This window comes from Nocardia sp. NPDC058705 (assembly GCF_042749305.1).
In the GTDB taxonomy this organism is placed as follows: domain Bacteria; phylum Actinomycetota; class Actinomycetes; order Mycobacteriales; family Mycobacteriaceae; genus Nocardia.
Map to the genome: position 1 here is coordinate 539,231 of NZ_JBHYRN010000001.1, position 16,893 is coordinate 556,123.

18 protein-coding genes and 1 pseudogene are annotated in these 16,893 nt (G+C 66.7%); 14 read left to right on the forward strand and 5 right to left on the reverse strand.

From position 1 onward, the window contains the following. Window positions 1-3: 3 nt before the first annotated feature. Entirely contained in the window at window positions 4-1,335 is a 1,332-nt protein-coding gene (locus tag ACFW6D_RS02340; protein ID WP_379323928.1) for an MFS transporter, read from the reverse strand. Window positions 1,336-1,372: 37 nt separating this feature from the next. Next, window positions 1,373-2,314 (reverse strand): zinc-binding alcohol dehydrogenase family protein, encoded by a 942-nt coding sequence (locus ACFW6D_RS02345; RefSeq protein ID WP_379323930.1) that lies wholly within the window; start codon window positions 2,312-2,314, stop codon window positions 1,373-1,375. A 171-nt stretch (window positions 2,315-2,485) separates the two neighbouring features. Between ACFW6D_RS02345 and ACFW6D_RS02350 the strand changes: the two genes are divergently transcribed. Together ACFW6D_RS02350 and ACFW6D_RS02355 are read left to right on the forward strand one after the other, a co-directional pair. After that, window positions 2,486-3,001 (forward strand): TetR/AcrR family transcriptional regulator, encoded by a 516-nt coding sequence (locus ACFW6D_RS02350; RefSeq protein WP_379323931.1) that lies wholly within the window; start codon window positions 2,486-2,488, stop codon window positions 2,999-3,001. A gap of 161 nt (window positions 3,002-3,162) precedes the next feature. Continuing rightward, entirely contained in the window at window positions 3,163-3,687 is a 525-nt protein-coding gene (locus ACFW6D_RS02355) for a TetR/AcrR family transcriptional regulator (protein ID WP_379323933.1), read from the forward strand. A gap of 12 nt (window positions 3,688-3,699) precedes the next feature. On the opposite strand, the gene ACFW6D_RS02360 is transcribed toward ACFW6D_RS02355, so the two are convergent. Both ACFW6D_RS02360 and ACFW6D_RS02365 read right to left on the reverse strand, forming a co-directional pair. Further along, entirely contained in the window at window positions 3,700-4,119 is a 420-nt protein-coding gene (locus ACFW6D_RS02360; protein ID WP_379323935.1) for a hypothetical protein, read from the reverse strand. A gap of 316 nt (window positions 4,120-4,435) precedes the next feature. Continuing rightward, window positions 4,436-5,164: pseudogene (locus ACFW6D_RS02365) on the reverse strand (PP2C family protein-serine/threonine phosphatase); the annotation flags it as partial. Between the two features lie 484 nt (window positions 5,165-5,648). Here ACFW6D_RS02365 and ACFW6D_RS02370 point away from each other — a divergent pair. The 5 genes from ACFW6D_RS02370 (at window position 5,649) to ACFW6D_RS02390 (ending at window position 9,485) form a co-directional block, all read left to right on the forward strand. Then, on the forward strand, window positions 5,649-6,275 hold the full coding sequence (locus ACFW6D_RS02370) for an HAD family hydrolase (RefSeq protein ID WP_379323936.1): 627 nt from the start codon (window positions 5,649-5,651) through the stop codon (window positions 6,273-6,275). Between the two features lie 48 nt (window positions 6,276-6,323). After that, entirely contained in the window at window positions 6,324-6,905 is a 582-nt protein-coding gene (locus ACFW6D_RS02375) for a class I SAM-dependent methyltransferase (protein ID WP_379323938.1), read from the forward strand. 145 nt (window positions 6,906-7,050) lie between these two features. Next, window positions 7,051-7,488 (forward strand): DUF4247 domain-containing protein, encoded by a 438-nt coding sequence (locus ACFW6D_RS02380; RefSeq protein ID WP_379323940.1) that lies wholly within the window; start codon window positions 7,051-7,053, stop codon window positions 7,486-7,488. A gap of 42 nt (window positions 7,489-7,530) precedes the next feature. Then, on the forward strand, window positions 7,531-7,956 hold the full coding sequence (locus ACFW6D_RS02385) for a DUF350 domain-containing protein (protein WP_379323942.1): 426 nt from the start codon (window positions 7,531-7,533) through the stop codon (window positions 7,954-7,956). Further along, a complete protein-coding gene (locus tag ACFW6D_RS02390; protein WP_379323944.1) occupies window positions 7,956-9,485 on the forward strand; it encodes a polyamine aminopropyltransferase in 1,530 nt (509 codons plus the stop codon). Before ACFW6D_RS02385 ends, ACFW6D_RS02390 begins: the two co-directional genes overlap by 1 nt. 4 nt (window positions 9,486-9,489) lie before the next feature. Here the strand turns inward: ACFW6D_RS02390 and ACFW6D_RS02395 are convergent, their stop codons facing one another. Continuing rightward, entirely contained in the window at window positions 9,490-10,542 is a 1,053-nt protein-coding gene (locus tag ACFW6D_RS02395) for an NAD-dependent epimerase/dehydratase family protein (RefSeq protein ID WP_379323946.1), read from the reverse strand. A 98-nt stretch (window positions 10,543-10,640) separates the two neighbouring features. Between ACFW6D_RS02395 and ACFW6D_RS02400 the strand changes: the two genes are divergently transcribed. The 7 genes from ACFW6D_RS02400 to ACFW6D_RS02430 all read left to right on the forward strand — a co-directional run bounded on the left by ACFW6D_RS02400 (window position 10,641) and on the right by ACFW6D_RS02430 (window position 16,751). Next, the gene (locus tag ACFW6D_RS02400) at window positions 10,641-11,264 is read left to right on the forward strand and encodes a TetR/AcrR family transcriptional regulator (protein ID WP_379323948.1); all 624 of its coding nucleotides are present in this window, start codon (window positions 10,641-10,643) and stop codon (window positions 11,262-11,264) included. A gap of 97 nt (window positions 11,265-11,361) precedes the next feature. Next, window positions 11,362-11,682 carry a nuclear transport factor 2 family protein gene (locus tag ACFW6D_RS02405; protein ID WP_379230374.1) on the forward strand — a complete coding sequence of 107 codons (321 nt, stop codon included), beginning with the start codon at window positions 11,362-11,364 and terminating at the stop codon, window positions 11,680-11,682. A 71-nt stretch (window positions 11,683-11,753) separates the two neighbouring features. Further along, window positions 11,754-12,902, forward strand: coding sequence for an alkaline phosphatase family protein (locus ACFW6D_RS02410; RefSeq protein WP_379323950.1), 1,149 nt, complete (start codon window positions 11,754-11,756; stop codon window positions 12,900-12,902). A gap of 62 nt (window positions 12,903-12,964) precedes the next feature. Then, window positions 12,965-13,285 (forward strand): hypothetical protein, encoded by a 321-nt coding sequence (locus ACFW6D_RS02415; RefSeq protein ID WP_379323952.1) that lies wholly within the window; start codon window positions 12,965-12,967, stop codon window positions 13,283-13,285. A 227-nt stretch (window positions 13,286-13,512) separates the two neighbouring features. Continuing rightward, a complete protein-coding gene (locus ACFW6D_RS02420) occupies window positions 13,513-14,739 on the forward strand; it encodes a transcriptional regulator (protein ID WP_379324229.1) in 1,227 nt (408 codons plus the stop codon). An 87-nt stretch (window positions 14,740-14,826) separates the two neighbouring features. After that, the gene (locus tag ACFW6D_RS02425) at window positions 14,827-16,344 is read left to right on the forward strand and encodes an aldehyde dehydrogenase family protein (RefSeq protein WP_379323954.1); all 1,518 of its coding nucleotides are present in this window, start codon (window positions 14,827-14,829) and stop codon (window positions 16,342-16,344) included. Then, window positions 16,344-16,751: a DUF779 domain-containing protein gene (locus tag ACFW6D_RS02430; RefSeq protein WP_379323956.1), complete on the forward strand. Its 408-nt coding sequence runs from the start codon at window positions 16,344-16,346 to the stop codon at window positions 16,749-16,751. The genes ACFW6D_RS02425 and ACFW6D_RS02430 overlap by 1 nt, the downstream gene beginning before the upstream one ends. Window positions 16,752-16,893: the final 142 nt, after the last annotated feature.

Here is a 16,893-nt window from a genome sequence, read left to right on the forward strand (position 1 = left end):
ACATCACGGATCTTCGCCCGCGACCCGCCCTGCTTCGACAGGCGCATCGGCGACTGGCACAGGGCCAGTCGGCTCGAACCGGTAGCGATAGGTGATCGGGATGACGATCACGATCAGGACAGCCGCGACAACGACGACGGTGCCGCCGCCGGAGACAGCGATCGTGGTCCCGACGAGCGCGGCCGTGATGCCGTGCGAGAAATCGCCGAGGCGTTGACCGCCGGCGACGGCGACGTTGAACAAACCTTGCAGTCGACCACGGACATCGTCGGTGGCTATCTGCTGAATCATGGTGGAGCGGAAGATCACCGAGATCAGATCGCCGACTCCGGCGATCGCCAGAAAGAAGATCGCGAAAACGAGCCCGCCGCTGCCGAGCAGAGTACTCAGGCCGAATCCGGTGATGCCGAGACCCCAGATCACCACCCCGACGACCACCGCGACACCGTGTCGACGCACCCTCGGCACCCAGCCGGAGAAGACACCGCCGAGCACGGAACCGATCGCCATCGCGGCGAACAGCAACCCGACGACCAACTCACCGTCGCCCGCGGCGAAGCTCTTTTCGGTCATCTCCGGAAATAGCGCACGCGGCAGGCCCGCGACCATCGCGACCAGGTCGATCACGAACATCGCCATGATCAGCCGATGCGACGAGACATACACCAGGCCGAACCAGATCTCGCGCACTCCGGAACGAGTCACGTGCCCGCTCGGCGGCAACGCAGGCAACCGGTAGGCGGCCCACACCGCGACCAGCATCGCGACCGAGTCCAGCAGATAGGCGAGCGCGGAACCACCGAACGCGATGACGACCCCGGCCAGCAGGCTCCCGACGATGCCGCCGATCTGGATGACGGTCATCTCGAGGGTGTTGGCGGCCGCGATGTGTTGCGCCGGCAGAACGCGGGGGAAGATCGCATTGCGGGTCGGTTGGTTGATCGCGATGCACGCCTGCTGCAAGACGAGAATTCCGTACAGGAGCCAGATGTTGTTCAGCTGAAGCAATGCCTGGACGCACAGCAGGCTGGTGGCGAGCACCATTCCGTACGAACTGCCGAGCAGCAGTTTCCGTCGGTCGATCACGTCCGCGAGCGCGCCGCCCCACAGGCCGAACACGACCAGCGGCACCAGCGTGAACACTCCTACCAGGCCGACGTACGCCGACGACCCGGTGATCGCGTACACCTGTAGCGGCACCGCGATCACCGTCAATTGCGCACCGGAGATCGAGACGACCCCGCTGAGCCATAGTCGCCGGAAGGCCGGATAGGCCAGAGGCCTGCGGTCGATCAGTACACCGCCACCCGCCGCCGGACCGTTCCCGGATTTCACTGCTGACGGCACATCGACGGGCGATCGAACGGCGCACTCATGGAACCAGCACCAGTTTGTGCCGTACGACGGCTGATCGTTCCCAGGCTGCGGCCACATCGGCCAAGGGGACCAGTTCGTAGTCGACGGTCAGGTGTGCGCCCTCGACCCATTCGATCAGCTGACGGTAGGCGCGGATCATCGCTTCAGGTCCGTGATGCAGTGGCATGAAACCCGTCACCGAAGCGCCGAGCGATCGCAGCAATTGCGCGGGCAGTACAACCGTGGCATCCGCCCGATCACCCACTTGCACAAGGCGCACACCGGGATTGCCCGCTTGAAGGGTGGCCAGTGCCGGTTCGCCCCAGGTGTAATCCACGATGACGTCCACGCCACCGGAGGCCTCGCGGACGGCCGCGGTGAGTTGCTCGGCGGTGCGGCCCGTGGTCGAGACCGTCGCGGAAGCGCCGAGCGGCACGGTCGCTTCGAGTGCGGCCTTGTCGCGGCCGACGACGGTGATGGTGCCCGCGCCGAGCAGTCGGGCGGCCTGGATCGCCAACCGTCCGACGACACCGGTGCCGCCGAGCACCACAACGTTGTCTCCGGGCTGCATCAGCGCGGCGTCGGTGAGCGGCATCAGCGCGGCCATCCCGCTGTTGCCGAGGACTGCGGCGATCGGGAAGTCCACGCTGTCCGGGATGGGTATCGCGAATCCCGCAGGGACGACGGTACTTTCGGCCATCGCCCCGAAGGGGCTGATCGGTCTGCCGAAGTAGACACGCCGGTTGTCCGCGGTCACCCCGGCACCTTCGATGCCGGTGACGACCGGAAATGCCGTGGGGCTCAGATAGTGCTCGCCCGCGGCCGTGACTCGGTCGATCGCGTTGATCGTGGCCGCACGAACCTCGACCAGCACCCTATCGGGATGAGCGCCGGGATCCGGAGCGGCGAACTCGCCGAATTCCGGCACCCCGAACCGACGCAGTATCGCAGCCTTCATCAGATCCCCGCCCTAGATTTTGCTGAATCACTATTCAGTGAATTATGATTCACGATAGTACGCTGCAGCCGAACACTGTCAAGGAGTGATCACATCGACGCCACCAGCCGACCGACGCAACGACAACTGCAAGCCGCCAGGACCGCGGCCGACCTCAAGGCCGCAGCGCGCGTGGTGTTCGCACGTCAGGGCTACGCGAGCACGAAGATCGCCGATATCACCGGCGAAGCGGGACGTGCCGCCGGGTCTTTCTACAACCACTTCGCGGGCAAAGAGGAACTGCTCGCGGCCCTCGCGGTCGATATCGGCGCTGTCGCGGACCAGTTCGCCCGGGACCTACCCCCGGGCTCGGTGTCCCTGCGCGACTCCACCCGCACCCACATCGCCGTCTTCTGGCACACCTTCGCCGCCAACCGCGACGTCTTCGCCGCGATCGAACAGGCCTCGCTCGCCGATTCGGCCTTCGCCGAGCAGATGCGGGCCTTTCGCGCCGAACAGTTGCAGCCGTGGGTCTCCTGGCTCGCGGATCTGTCGACTCGAGGCGCCCGCCTACCCGCCGAGCCTGCCGTCACGGCCGCGATGATCGCGAAGACCGCCGAGACGATGATCCAGTCCTGGAGCGGCGATCCGGAAACCGGTATCGACAACCTGACCGATTTCATCGTTGCGGGCATCGAGCGACACTGACTCACGTCGACACAGCGCTGATGCGGTAGACACGGGCCGTTGGCGGAATTCACCGCCATGGGCCGCCGACCGGCGTCGGCAGGAGCGAGGACTTCCGGCAGGTGCGCGATCTCGTTCGCAAGCGGCCTGGGCAGCGCAGGTCCAGGGAGACCGTGGATGTGATGATGGAGGCTGCGGCGCAGATGTTCACCCGGGAGGGGTTGGCGACGACGACCAATCGGATCGCTGAACGAGCGGGGGTTTCGATCGGCACTCTCTACCAGTACTTTCCGAACAAGTACGCGATGCTCCGGGAGCTGGCGGTGCGGCATCTCGTCGGCGGGGGTGAGCGGCTCGGTCCGGTGTTCGTCGAACTCCGGGCGAGCGAGCCGCCGTTCGAGGAGACCATGCGCGCGATCATCGATGTCGTCGTCGAACTGCACAGTGACCGGCCCGCGCTGCACTCGCTCATGCATCGCGTCGCCACACAGCTGCCCGGTGACCTCGTGGCACTGCGCGAGTTCGAGGACTATCTCGTCGAGGAAATCGGCTATCACCTGCAACGTTGCGGCCGTGGTGGCGATGATGTGGCATCGACCGCACGGACACTGGTCCATGCGGTCGATGCACAGGTGCATCGGGTGCCTACTCGTGATGCGATCACCGCCGAGCAGGTGACGATGCTGGTTCAGCGACTCGTCCCCTGAATCGGACTGCGCTCACGGCGTGACCCGATCGGACCGCCGACCCTCGACCATTCGAAGCACGCCCGGCCCTGCGGTGGCGAATGCGGCGGCGCCACCTGCCATGAGAAAACCGATACGCGCGGCACGGCCGGGCATGCCTTGTCTCGCGGAGAAGATCACGGCGCCCGCGTCGAACAGGTCCATCGCGATCCCCGCTTTCCACGTCGCGCGCCGGACTGATTCGTCGGGATGCAGCGCGGCGGCTCCGAGAACGACATCTCGAACGCCGAAGGCTTTGATCCAGACACCGCCGTCCGGCCCCGGGTAGTCCATGCCGCCGATGCGGTGCACGCGCGCCGAGGCGAGGGCGGTGATGACGCCCCAGACGATCCGGACGACGGCGAGCACGGCGAGCACACGGCGTTGCGCTGAGTCTGTTTCGGTGTTTGCCATGCATCGAGCATCGACTCGACAGTCGGCTCACGCAACTCGCGTTCAGCACCGCGTACGAGACCGCGAAACACTGCTTGAACTGCGAGGATTCACCCGAACCGAGGTCGAGGCAATGTCTACTCGCGTTCGGCGGATCGGCCGGTCAGAGGATGGGGATGTCAGGGGGGATCTGTAGGGCGATGTGGATGAGGGTGTGGACGCGCGTGGCGATGACGCCGAGCAGGCCCTGCATCGCTTCGGGTGCCGACTCCGCGGCGGCGTGGAAGGACTTCAGGTCGTGTCGACGGGTGCGGCAGCACTCGGATCAGGTCGCGACGACGAGGTCGGCGACGATGACGGTCACATTGTCGGGTCCCCCACCTGCCAGGGCCAGTTCGATCAACTGGTCTGCGCACGCGTCGACGGTGTCCGCGCCCGTCATGGTCGTTTCGATCTGCTCGGGACCGACCACATCCGACAGCCCGTCCGAACACAGCAGGAATCGGTCACCGATCTCAGCGCGGTCGGCGACCAGGGCGGGGGTGACAGCCGCACCGGTCAACGCGCGCATGATCAACGAACGTCTCGGATGCGTTCGTGCTTGCTCGGCGGTGATGTGACCGGAGTCGACCAGGGCCTGGACGAAGGTGTGATCGTGGGTGAGCTGGGTGAGTCGACCACCACGCAGCCGGTAGGCGCGGGAGTCGCCGACGTGCACGAGGCCGAAGTCGGTGCCGTCGAACAGGATCGCGGTGAGCGTGGTCCCCATCCCCGCCGTCTCCGGATCGCGGGCGGCGCGGTCGGCGATCGCTGTGTTGCCTTCCAGCAGCGCATGTTCCAGCCGTCGCAACAGGTCACCGTCAACTCCCTTCTCGAGCGGTGCCAGTGCGGCGATCATCAACGCCGAAGCGACTTCACCAGCTGAGTGCCCGCCCATCCCGTCGGCCAGCGCGAGCACCGTGGACCCGGCGTGCACGCTGTCCTCATTCGCCGCACGCACCAACCCACGGTGGCTGCGCTGGGCGCAGACCAATCGGGTTGCCGCGGCACCACCTTCGTTGCTCATCGCCCCGCCGACTCCCATCACGTCCCCCTCGCTGTCATGAAACTGCCAGTCTGCCTATCTTTTCGGATCATTGCCCACAGCTGCCGGGAGCAATCGTTGCAGGACATCGGCGATGGCGACCAATTGCCAGAGTATGTCAGCGACAGTGGCACGCGTCACTGTACGGTCTGGCCGGCCGGAATCAGCGTCGCCGACTCGGACGCGGCCGCACCATGCGAAGGGTTGGCAGTTCGTGCACGTTTGCCCTCCGTGCCGAATGCCGCAAGAGGTGCGGCGCAATATCTTTCGCACGCCTGCGCGGGCACGGTGTGACCTGTCGATTTGCCGGTTACCGACCGGTCGGCTCGAAATGCCGTGACACACAGTGCACCTCGCACAGTCGCCCTCCCCGACCGATTTCGGCATCGAGTGCAGCGGGGGTTCCACGTGAATCAGTGCAGTTCGGGGCGCGATCGGACAGGGTCGAGACGCTAGGCTCGGCGGCGTGACACTGACCGTCGGCTTCGACTTGGACATGACTCTCATCGACTCGCGTCCGGGTGTCGCGCTGGCGATCGACACGCTCGCTCGCGAGTTCGATCTTCCGATGGACGGGTCGCATTTCGCGGAGCATCTCGGGCCGCCATTGGCCACACTGTTGGGGGATGCGGGTGCGCCCGATGATCTGATTCCTCATCTGGTCGCTCGGTATCGCGAGTTGTATCCGGATGTCGTCGAGCGGATCGGCGCATTGCCCGGGGCCGATGATGCCTTGGCCACTGTGCGGGCGGGCGGTGGCCGGACGTTGGTGGTGACGGGGAAGTTCGAGCCGCATGCGCGACTGCATATCGATCATCTCGGGTGGCAGGTCGATCGGCTCGCGGGTGATCTGTGGTCGACCGGGAAGGCTGATGTGTTGCGCGAGGAGTCGGCGCAGGTTTTCGTGGGTGATCACGCAGGTGACATGCGCGGGGCGAAGGCCGCCGGGGCGGTGGCGGTCGGGGTGACGACCGGGCCCTACGACGCCGAGGGATTGTGGGCTGCGGGCGCGGATGTGGTGCTCGACGATCTCACCCAGTTCACCGACTGGTTGTCCGCGCACGCGACAGACGCTCGTCGAAACAGGTTGTGAGGCAGCCCAGTTCCGGAACCCATCCGGGATGCGGTGCGTTGACGGGTCATGCCGACCGACCCCTACTGGAACCACAATGCGCACTACCACCCGTGGGTACTCGATCAGGTGCCCGACGATGCCCGCACGGCATTGGATATCGGCTGCGGCGACGGATTACTCGCCCGCAAACTCGCGACCCGGTGCGATGCGGTGTTGGGGGTCGACATCGACGATCAGGTGATCGCGGAGGCGCCCGCCGCACCGAACGTCCACCTCGAGCACGCCGACTTTCGCGATCTCGATCAGACCTTCGACGTGGTCACCGCTGTGGCGACGCTGCACCATGTACCCGTGCGTGACGGCATCAGCGCCCTGCGCCACCTCGTCGCCCCCGGCGGCACCCTCGCGGTCGTCGGGCTCTGGAAGATGCACCCTGTCACCGACTTTCACTACCTCCCGCTACTCCCCGCGATCTGGGGGCTGGATCGCTGGCGGCATCGGTCCTACGGTGGGCCGGCGGTAGCTATTCGGGATCCACAGGAGACGATGGCCGAGATTCGCGCGGCGGCGGCCGAACACCTGCCCGGCGCCGAGATCCGGCGGCGGCTGATGTGGCGATACACCCTGCGCTGGCATCGGCCACGCTGAACTCATTCACCCGTTTTGTCCGAATCGATGTGGGGTGTCGGACCGACAGGGTGATACAGTCCGGCAGGATTTTTCGATGGGGAGGGTCAGTCATCAACGCATCACGGACAGTTGTGTGGCGCACCGGGTTCGGGGGGTCGGGTCGATGAATCGCACCAGATGGATCATCGTCGGCGTGGTCGCGGTGGTTGCCGTCATCGTGGCAGTCGTGGCCGTTGTCGTTGTCACGCGCGACGACGACCCGCGCGAATTCGTCGCCGAGAAGTACCGACGGGCCCAGCAACTCGACCAGACGAACAACGGCCTGGCCTTCCTCGCCACCGCCGCACCGGCCGCGGTGGCCGCGACGATCGCCAAAGCCACCGATCCGCGCGACAAGCGCAATACCGGTGACAACCACTATCTGCGATTCGACAACGATCTCGTCGCGGTGTCACCGCATGCCGGCGGCTCACTCGTGCTCGTCGACAGCTTCGCCAACGGCACTCGCCGCCACCACACCCACACCAGCACCTACGGCTGGACCAGCGGCTCCGCGGCGGGCGACTACCGCGGCGGCGGCAGCGACAACGGCGGCAAGTAGTTCATTCGGGCGGCTCGCCCAACAGCACAGGAGGACACTGGAATGCTCGCCGACCTGGCAGCGGACGCGGGCGCCGCGCTCGCCTATTCCGCGGTGGGAATCGTGTTGATGGCCGTCGGTTTCGGCGTCGTCGACCTGCTCACCCCGGGCGATCTGCGCGCCCAGATCTGGATCGAACGCAATCGCAATGCCGCGATCCTGTTGGCCTCGAACCTGTTCGGGGTCGGGATCATTGTGGCCGTGGCGATCTGGACCTCCGAGGGCAAGATCGCCGAGGCGCTGCTGTCGAGTGCGATCTACGGCATCATCGGGCTGGCCGCCATGGCGGTGGCGTTCGTGCTGCTCGACGCGCTCACCCCGGGTGACTTCAAGGCCGTTGTCGCCGACGCGGAAACGCACCCGGCGGTGTGGGTCACGGCGTCGGCGCATGTCGCGGTCGCGCTGGTGGTGGCCGCGGGCCTGACCTGATGCCACGGCACCGCCTGGCCAGGGCGGCGCTGCTGGCGACCGTGTTCGTCTGCGCGGCATGCGGTTTGGTGTACGAGCTGTCGCTGGTCACTCTCGGCAGCTATCTGATCGGTGACACCGCCGCGCAGGCGTCGATCACGTTGAGCGTGATGGTGTGTTCGATGGGTGTCGGCGCGCTGGTGGCCAAACCGTTGCGGCCCCATGCCGCTGCCGCTTTCGTGGCGGTGGAGTTGGCCTTGGCCGTGGTGGGTGGGCTCTCGGTGGCGGCCCTGTACGCCAGTTACGCGTGGCTCAATATCTATACCGGCACTCTGGTGCTGGCGGCGGCCGTGATCGGGATGCTGGTCGGTGCGGAGATTCCGTTGCTGATGGAGTTACTGCAGGACATCCGCAAGCAGGAGGCCAGTAGCGCGGTCGCCGATCTGTTCGCGGCCGATTACGTGGGTGCGCTGCTGGGTGGGTTGGCGTTTCCGTTCCTGCTGTTGCCGGTGTTCGGGCAGATCCGGGGCAGTCTGGTGGTGGGGGTCGTGAACGCGATCGCCGGACTCGCGTTGGCGTTCTTCTTCTTTCGCGACAAGATGACGCGCGGCGCCCGCCACACTCTGATCGGCGCCACCGTCGCGGTCGCGTTCGGTCTCACCGGCAGCTACCTCTACGCCGATCGTTTCGAGGCGACCGCGCAGCAGGCCCTGTTCGCCCATCCGATCGTGTGGCAGACGCGCACGCCGTATCAGCAGATCGTGCTCACCGAGTCGTTCTCCCCCTTCGGCACCACCGACACCCGGCTGTATCTCAACGGCGGACTCCAGTTCTCCTCGATCGACGAATACCGCTATCACGAGGCGCTGGTGCATCCGGTGCTGTCCGGTTCGCACCGCGAGGTGCTGGTGCTGGGCGGTGGTGACGGCCTCGCGCTGCGTGAGATCCTGCGCTATCCCGATATCGACCGGGTGACACTGGTCGAACTCGACCCGGCGATGGTCGACCTCGCCCGCACCGACGACCGCCTGACCGAACTCAACCAGCACGCCTTCGACGACCCTCGGGTCCAGGTGGTCAACGCCGACGCGTTCACCTGGTTACGTAGCGCCCCAGGCCTTTTCGACGCGGTGATCGTCGACCTGCCCGACCCCGACCAGACCTCGGTGGCCAAGCTGTACTCGCAGGAGTTCTACGCGATGACCGCCAATGTCATGGCGCCCGGCGCGCGCATGGTCGTCCAATCAGGCTCCCCCTTCTTCGCCCCACGCTCCTTCTGGACCATCGACGCCACCCTGCGGTCCGCCGGCCTGCACACCACCCCGTACCACGTGGACGTCCCGAGCTTCGGCGACTGGGGCTTCGTCCTGGCCTCGACCACCGCGAACCCCACACCGTCGCTGCGTAGCCCCGGCCCCCTGCGCTCCCTCGACGAGGCCACCCTCACCGCGGCCACCGTCTTCCCCCCGGACCGCCGCCCGGTCGACCCCGAGGTCTCGACATTGATGCACCCGGTGATCCTGGATCTGCAACGCCAGGAATGGCGCTGATCGCTCAGCGGGTTCCGGCGGCGGCGGGCGATGACGCCGACTTGCCGGGAGCGGTGACGATGCCGAAGGCGATCAAGCTGTCGGCGGTGTCACGGACGGTGTCCTCGATCGGGCGCATGCTCCAGCCCAGTTCGCGGCGGGCCTTGTCGGCGCTGACGTGTTCGGTGCGGCCGAGAACCGGCACCGTCAGGCGCACACCTTTGTCGAAGACCGCGACGACACGAATCAACCAGTTCGGCAGGACCCTGGTGGGGACGCGGAAGTCTTCGTAGTCGCGAGCCAGTAGCCGCGCCAACTCCCCCATCCAGAGCGGGTCGGCCGCACAGATGTATCGATTGCCCGCAGCCTCAGGTACTTCCATCGCCAGTCGGTGTGCGACGGCGAGATCACGCACATCGACCGGGGTCCAGCCGGTCTGCACCGAACCGGGCACGTCGCGCGCCAGCAGGCGGCGGACCGGTTCATGGGAGGTGCTGGTTCGCGCTTCGAGCAGCGGGCCGAGGATCATGCCGGGGTTCAGCACCACCAGTTCGGTTGCGGTGGAAGAGGATTCGATGAAATCCCAGGCCGCCCGTTCGGCGAGGGTCTTGCTCTTCTGATAGGCGGAGACGCGGTCGACCACCGACCAATCGTCCTCGGTGCGTACCTCGTCCACGTCATGGCCGTAGGCGACGGCGGCGACCGAGGAGGTGAGCACCACACGACGCACACCGGCCGACGCGGCGGCGCGCAGCACTCGCAACGTGCCCTGCACTGCGGGCTCGATGAGGTCTTGTTCGTTGTCCGGCGGCGTGGACGGGAACGGTGACGCCACGTGCAGCACGGCGTCGCAGTCGGCGACCGCCGCCGCCCAGCCCGCGTCGTCGTCGAGGGAAGCCGCGACGAATTCCAGGTCGCCACCGGTGCGGCGAGCGAGTTCGGTGAGATGGGCGCGTTTGGCATGCGCGGTCAGGTCGCGCACGGTGGCGCGGACGGCGTAGCCGTGGTCGAGAAGTTCGGCGATGCAGTGGCCTGCGACGAAACCTGTCGCGCCGGTGACGAGGACCCGAGTGGTCATGATGTCTCCTATCTGAGCGGTGCTCAGTTAATCTAAACACTGCATAGATTTCCTGTCCAGTGCCAATTCCACGCGAGTTCTCGCCTACCCTCACAAGGGTGAAGCGCACTAGTTACCACCACGGCGACCTGCGCGCCACGCTGATGGACGCCTGCCTGCGCCTGATCGAGAGCGAGGGCCTGGCCGCGGTGAGCTTGCGCCGCGTCGCCAGGGAGGCCGGGGTCAGCAGCGGCGCGCCCTATCACCATTTCGCCGACCGCGCCGCGCTGCTGTCGGCGCTGTCGATCGACGGCTTCCAGCAGCTGGCCGCCTATCTGACCGCCGCTAGAGCATCGACAACCGACCCGCTGCAAGCGCTCACCGAACTCGGCGTTGCCTACGTGCAGTTCTCTCGCGAGCACCCCGCCCAGTTCCGGCTGATGTTCCGACCCGAATTGTCCCAGCCCGACAAACACCCCGACGCCCACGCCGCCGGTGACGCCGCCTTCGACGTCCTGGTCGAGACGGTGGCCGAATGTGTCGCCGTCGGCGCGCTCCCCGCCGACCGCGCCGAAACCCTCGCCGTCGCGTGGTGGGCGCTCGGCCACGGGCTCGCGTCGCTGTGGCTCGACGGCTACCTCGAGAAGCGCAGCGAACAGATGGGCACCCACGCGCCCGAGCTCGTCGACGCGATCACGCGCACATTCACCGCGCTGATCACCCCGGACGCATCCGCGGGCTGACGCGCCGCCCGATATTCCGGCGGCGCGGTGTGTGCGCTCACTTACAGTGGGTACCACCGTGTTAGTCGTTGCGTAGCCATTTCGAGCAGGAGGCCCGATGTCTGGCACCGCGAAACTCGATCCCGTCGTCGAGGCCTTCGTCGACGCGCTCAACGCGCAGGACACCGACCAGTTCTACGGTCTGCTCACCGAGGACGCGACAATGTCCGATGATGGTGTCGAACGCAACCTCGCGCAATGGACAGAGGCCGAGATCTTCAGCAGCAACGGACATCTCGTCGTGGACACGATCGATTCCGACGACGGTCTCGCCCTCACCGCCGACTACACCAACAGCCGGTGGGGTTCGATGCGTACCACCTGGCAGTTCGTCCTGCGCGACGGGCTGATCAGCCGATTCGAGACAGGACAGGCATGAACGGTCAACGGCCGGAGGCGGTAGCGGAGCGTAACCACGCAGGCCGTCCGAGCATGCCGAGGCAACACAGCGTGATCGACCATCTCCTCCGCACTCCCCGTTACGGCACCGCCTCACTCGCCGATCTGCTCCCCTCGGTCCTGAGCTGTCTGGGCGCACCCGGCGACACCGATCGGCTCGGCCTCGGCCTCGATGTCGACCATGTCTGCGTGCTGCTCGTGGACGGCCTCGGGGCCGATGCCCTGGCCGCCGAATCCGCAGCGGCACCGTTCCTGACCAGCCTGCCCGAGATGAGCATCGACGCCGGTTTCCCGAGCACCACGGCGACGAGCCTGACCACCCTCGGCACCGGCCTGCCCTCGGGCGAGCACGGCATCATCGGCTACTGCATGCGTTTACCCGGCGAAGAACGCCTGTTCAATTCGCTGCGGTGGCAACTCATGGGCGACGGACCGAAAGCCGACGCCCGCGCCACGCTGCCACCGGACCGAATCCAGCCGAACCGCACCATCTTCGAACGCGCCACCGAGGCCGGTATCGCGGCGATCCAGGTGGCCCCGAGCTACCAGGACGGCTCAGGACTGACCATGGCCGGCTGGCGCGGCGGCCGATTCCAGACCGCCTATTCGGTGGGCGATCTCGTCGACGGCGTGTTGACCGCGCTCACGTCGGCCCCGAAAACCCTTGTCTACACCTATCATTCGGAACTCGACACCACCGGTCACGCCCGCGGGCCCGCCAGCCGGGCGTGGCGGTTCGAGCTGGCCAATGTCGACCGGATCGCCGCCGAGATCGCCGCCCGGCTGCCCGCCCGCTCGGCGCTCATCGTCACCGCCGATCACGGCATGGTCGAACTGGTCGAGCGCATCGACTTCGACACCCACCCGTCCCTGTCCGACAACGTCTCGGCACTCGGCGGTGAACCACGCGCCCGCCACGTCTACACCGACGACAGTGCGTCCGTCGCCGACACCTGGCGCGGCGTACTGGGCGACAGGTTCCTGGTACGCACCAGACAAGAAGCGATCGACGCGGGCTGGTTCGGCCCGACCGTCACCCACGACGCCGCCGCGCGCATCGGCGATCTCGTCGTGATCGCGACCGGCGACGCCGGCATCGTCCGCTCCGGCGACGAACCGCTGCAATCGATGCTGATCGGCCACCACGGCTCCCTCACGCCGGCCGAACTGCGGGTTCCGCTGCGAATCCACCGCACCTGAGAGTCACCGCTTAAGCTGACGGCGACGCGCAGACGCGCGCAGCGAACCATCCAGGAGGAACCATGGCTGCCACCACCCGAACCAGCGCCGTCGCGGTGGGCGTGGCGGCGCTGGCAGCCATGGTCACCGGCTGCGCCGAGGTCGAGCGGGTACTCAACCAGGGCGGCGACACCAGCTGCCGTGACTACGTCAACCAGGACCCCAACACCAAGCGGATCACCATCACCAAGGCGATCAAACAGCAGACCGGCAACGACAACGAACCGGCCGGCACCGTGGTCGACGGAACGATCGTGCAGGTCGATGTGCTGTGCGCGACCCAGCGCAATATCGACACCCCGATCAAGAACGCCGATATCGCCGGCATCTTCCTGAACAAATAGTCCGCGTCAAGGCGACACGACAGGCTGATGACCGGCGAACCGGTCGTCCTCGGCACAAACGTTCCCACGGCGGCGCCCCAGCTGATAAACAGTAAGCGCCACACCCGTTCTCGTCGCTGGAACGGTGTGTCACCGACGAGCAGGGAGTGAACGTGGACGACGAACCGACCCGGGCTCGTCCGCGCACGGCGCCCGACCGAGCTCGACCGGGCGCCCACGAGAACTCGATCGCCGGATCGCGTGGGCCCGAACGACTCTCGGACTACCGCGTCGAGCTCGAGAAACAGTGGCATCGCCTCGCGGCACCCTCACGCCCGCTGACGCTGCCCCGCGACACCGGGGCCGTGCGCAACGATGTCGCCAAATCCTGGCAGCGTTCCTTGCACACCGTCGACCCCGCCACCGAAGTCGCGCCCGGATTCAACGACATCAGCGACCGCTGGTCGGAATCCCCGCTGCGCAGGCCCGTCACCGAACTCGCGGGCCAGCTGCGCGGAATGGCCGAGGAATCGGGTTATCTCGCTGTCGTCAGTGACGAATCGGGCACCATCCTGTGGACCGCGGGCGATCGCGCGCTGCGCCGTCAAGGCGAAGCGGTGAACTTCGCGCCGGGCGGGGTGTGGGACGAAAGCCACATGGGCACCAACGGATTGTCCCTGGCCCTGCACGACGACCGGGCCGTCACCGTGTTCTCCGCCGAACACCTCGTCGCGGCGCTGCACGGCTGGGTCTGCTACTCCGCGCCCATCCACGGCCCCGACGGCCGTACGGTCGGCGTGCTCGACCTGTCCTCCACCTGGGAACGCTCGCATCCGATGGTGATGACCTCGGTCCGCGCGCTTGTCACCGCCGTGGAGACCATGTTGCGCGCCGAAGCACCCACTCCCGCGCCCGGCGTGCGACTCGAATGTCTCGGCGCGGCAAGGCTTTTGCGCGACGGACGACCGGTGCCGCTACCACCGCGCCAACTCGAGATCCTGGCGCTGCTGGCCCTCGAACCCGACGGCTACACCCCCGAACAGTTGCACGCCGCGGTCTACGGCGAGCGGTCGGTGTCGCTCAACACGCTCAAAGCCGATGTGTCACACCTGCGCCGCGCCACCCGCGGCGAGATCGCGAACCGGCGCTACATGCTCACCGGTGCGGTGTCCTGCGACGCGGTGGATCTGCTGGCCGCCATCGAGGGCGGCGACCTCACCTCGGCGCTGTACCTCTATCGCGGACCGCTGCTGCCGGGTTCGGATCTGCCCGGCGTGGAACAGTGGCGCGCCCACCTCGACGTCGGCATCCGCAACGCGGTGCTCGGCAGCGACCGGCCCGAACACGCGGTCGCGTTCGGGCAGCGGTGTCCCGGCGACATCGCCGTCCACGAACACGCGCTGCGGCTACTGCCCCGCGACGATGTCCGCCGCGCCGTCGTGACCGCCAGACTGTTCACCGCACGCCAGGGCTGACCTGCGCGAACACTGTCACCAACCTCGTACCAACCTTCTCCGACAATAGTGTGCAGCACGACGCACGGGTCGCGAGGAGCGAGGCGAATGATCTACGGCAAACCCGGATCGGATACCGGCATAGTCAGCTATGCCCCCCGATACGACAACTTCATCGGAGGTGACTGGTCGCCCCCTGTCGAAGGCCGTTATTTCGACAACACCTCCCCGGTCGACGGCGAGACCTTCTGCGCGGTGGCCCGATCCACCGCCGCCGATATCGACATGGCACTGGAAGCCGCGCATCGCGCGAGCGAACGCTGGGCCGCGACCTCGGTCACCGAACGGTGCGACATCCTGCTCAGGATCGCCGACCGGATCGAGAACAGCCTCGAACCACTGGCTGTGGCCGAGACCTGGGACAACGGCAAACCGATCCGCGAAACCCTCGCGGCCGACCTGCCGCTGGCCGTCGACCACTTCCGCTACTTCGCGGGAGTGCTTCGCGCCCAGGAAGGTTCGCTGTCACAGATCGACGCCGACACCGTCGCCTACCACTTCCACGAACCGCTCGGGGTGGTCGGGCAGATCATTCCGTGGAACTTCCCGATCCTGATGGCCGCCTGGAAACTCGCACCCGCGCTGGCGGCCGGCAACTGCGTGGTCATCAAACCGGCCGAGCAGACACCGGCCTCGCTGCTGCTCGTCGTCGAACTCATCGCCGACCTGTTGCCTGACGGGGTTCTCAACGTGGTCAACGGTTTCGGCGTCGAAGCGGGCAAGCCACTCGCTCAGAGCCCGCGGGTGGCCAAGATCGCGTTCACCGGTGAGACCACCACCGGCCGGCTCATCATGCAGTACGCGAGCGAGAACATCATCCCGGTCACCCTCGAACTCGGCGGCAAGAGCCCCAACATCTTCCTGCCCGATGTACTGGCCGCCGACGACGACTACCTCGACAAGGCCGTCGAGGGGTTCGTCATGTTCGCCCTGAATCAGGGCGAGGTGTGCACGTGCCCGTCACGGGCGCTGATCCATTCGTCGATCTACGACGAATTCCTCGCCCGCGCCATCGCCCGCACCGAGGCCATCGTGTCCGGTCATCCGCTCGACACCGCGACGATGATCGGCGCACAGGCAGGCAACGACCAGTACGAGAAGATCCTGTCCTATTTCGACATCGGCAGAGCCGAAGGCGCCCGCGTGCTCACTGGAGGGGAAGCACGCAAGGTCGACGGCCTACCGGGTGGGTACTACATCGAACCCACTGTCTTCGAGGGAGACAACACGATGCGGATCTTCCAGGAGGAGATCTTCGGCCCGGTGGTGGCGGTGACCCGCTTCGACACCGTCGACGAGGCGATCCGCATCGCCAACGACACCCTCTACGGTCTCGGCGCGGGCGTGTGGACCCGCGATATGAACACCGCCCACCGACTCGGCCGCGGCATCAAAGCGGGCCGGGTCTGGACCAACTGCTACCACGCCTACCCCGCCCACGCCGCGTTCGGCGGCTACAAGAAATCGGGCTTCGGCCGGGAGAACCACGCGATGATGCTCGGGCACTATCAGCAGACCAAGAACCTGCTGGTCAGTTATTCGACGACGAAACTCGGGATGTTCTGATGCAGAATCGAATCCACCGTGTCGAGATCACCGAACGCGCCCAGAACCTGTTGCGCCGCATCATCGAGGACAACGGACCCGTCCTGTTCCGCCAGACCGGCGAATGCTGCGACGACGACAGCGCACCGGTCTGCCTGCCCACCAAGCAGTTCCCGATCGAGAAGGCCGACATCCTGCTCGGGCGGCTGAGCTGGCACACCGAATTCTGGATCAGCCCCGAACAATTCGACTGCTGGAAAGACACTCACCTCACCGTCGACGTCACCCGCGGTGAGGCCGCCGAGGACTCCCTCGAGGCCGGTCAGGGCATGCGCTTCGTGTTGCGCGCGCGACTGCTGACCGAGGCGGAGAACGCGGCACTGGCGGCCGCACCGCCACCACGCACGGGCGCCGACCGCACGCTGTAGCAGGCGAGGGCGCCGAAAGGCCTGACCTGGCAGCATCTTTCCCGGCGCTGCCAGGTCACGGCGAGCCCCCGCCGACTGGGCCATCGCGGCTCAGCCGGCGGGGCGAGCTCGCCGTTTCCTCGTGGTCGCCCCCGCATAGCAA

What these genes read in the sequence shown, in the direction of transcription:
- ACFW6D_RS02405 (WP_379230374.1), top strand. Translation starts at nt 11,362, where the DNA reads ATGTCTGGCACCGCGAAACTCGATCCCGTCGTCGAGGCCTTCGTCGAC.
- ACFW6D_RS02395 (WP_379323946.1), bottom strand. Translation starts at nt 10,542, where the DNA reads ATGACCACTCGGGTCCTCGTCACCGGCGCGACAGGTTTCGTCGCAGGC.
- ACFW6D_RS02375 (WP_379323938.1), top strand. Translation starts at nt 6,324, where the DNA reads ATGCCGACCGACCCCTACTGGAACCACAATGCGCACTACCACCCGTGG.
- ACFW6D_RS02430 (WP_379323956.1), top strand. Translation starts at nt 16,344, where the DNA reads ATGCAGAATCGAATCCACCGTGTCGAGATCACCGAACGCGCCCAGAAC.
- ACFW6D_RS02415 (WP_379323952.1), top strand. Translation starts at nt 12,965, where the DNA reads ATGGCTGCCACCACCCGAACCAGCGCCGTCGCGGTGGGCGTGGCGGCG.
- ACFW6D_RS02425 (WP_379323954.1), top strand. Translation starts at nt 14,827, where the DNA reads ATGATCTACGGCAAACCCGGATCGGATACCGGCATAGTCAGCTATGCC.
- ACFW6D_RS02345 (WP_379323930.1), bottom strand. Translation starts at nt 2,314, where the DNA reads ATGAAGGCTGCGATACTGCGTCGGTTCGGGGTGCCGGAATTCGGCGAG.
- ACFW6D_RS02390 (WP_379323944.1), top strand. Translation starts at nt 7,956, where the DNA reads ATGCCACGGCACCGCCTGGCCAGGGCGGCGCTGCTGGCGACCGTGTTC.
- ACFW6D_RS02385 (WP_379323942.1), top strand. Translation starts at nt 7,531, where the DNA reads ATGCTCGCCGACCTGGCAGCGGACGCGGGCGCCGCGCTCGCCTATTCC.
- ACFW6D_RS02380 (WP_379323940.1), top strand. Translation starts at nt 7,051, where the DNA reads ATGAATCGCACCAGATGGATCATCGTCGGCGTGGTCGCGGTGGTTGCC.
- ACFW6D_RS02360 (WP_379323935.1), bottom strand. Translation starts at nt 4,119, where the DNA reads ATGGCAAACACCGAAACAGACTCAGCGCAACGCCGTGTGCTCGCCGTG.
- ACFW6D_RS02355 (WP_379323933.1), top strand. Translation starts at nt 3,163, where the DNA reads ATGATGGAGGCTGCGGCGCAGATGTTCACCCGGGAGGGGTTGGCGACG.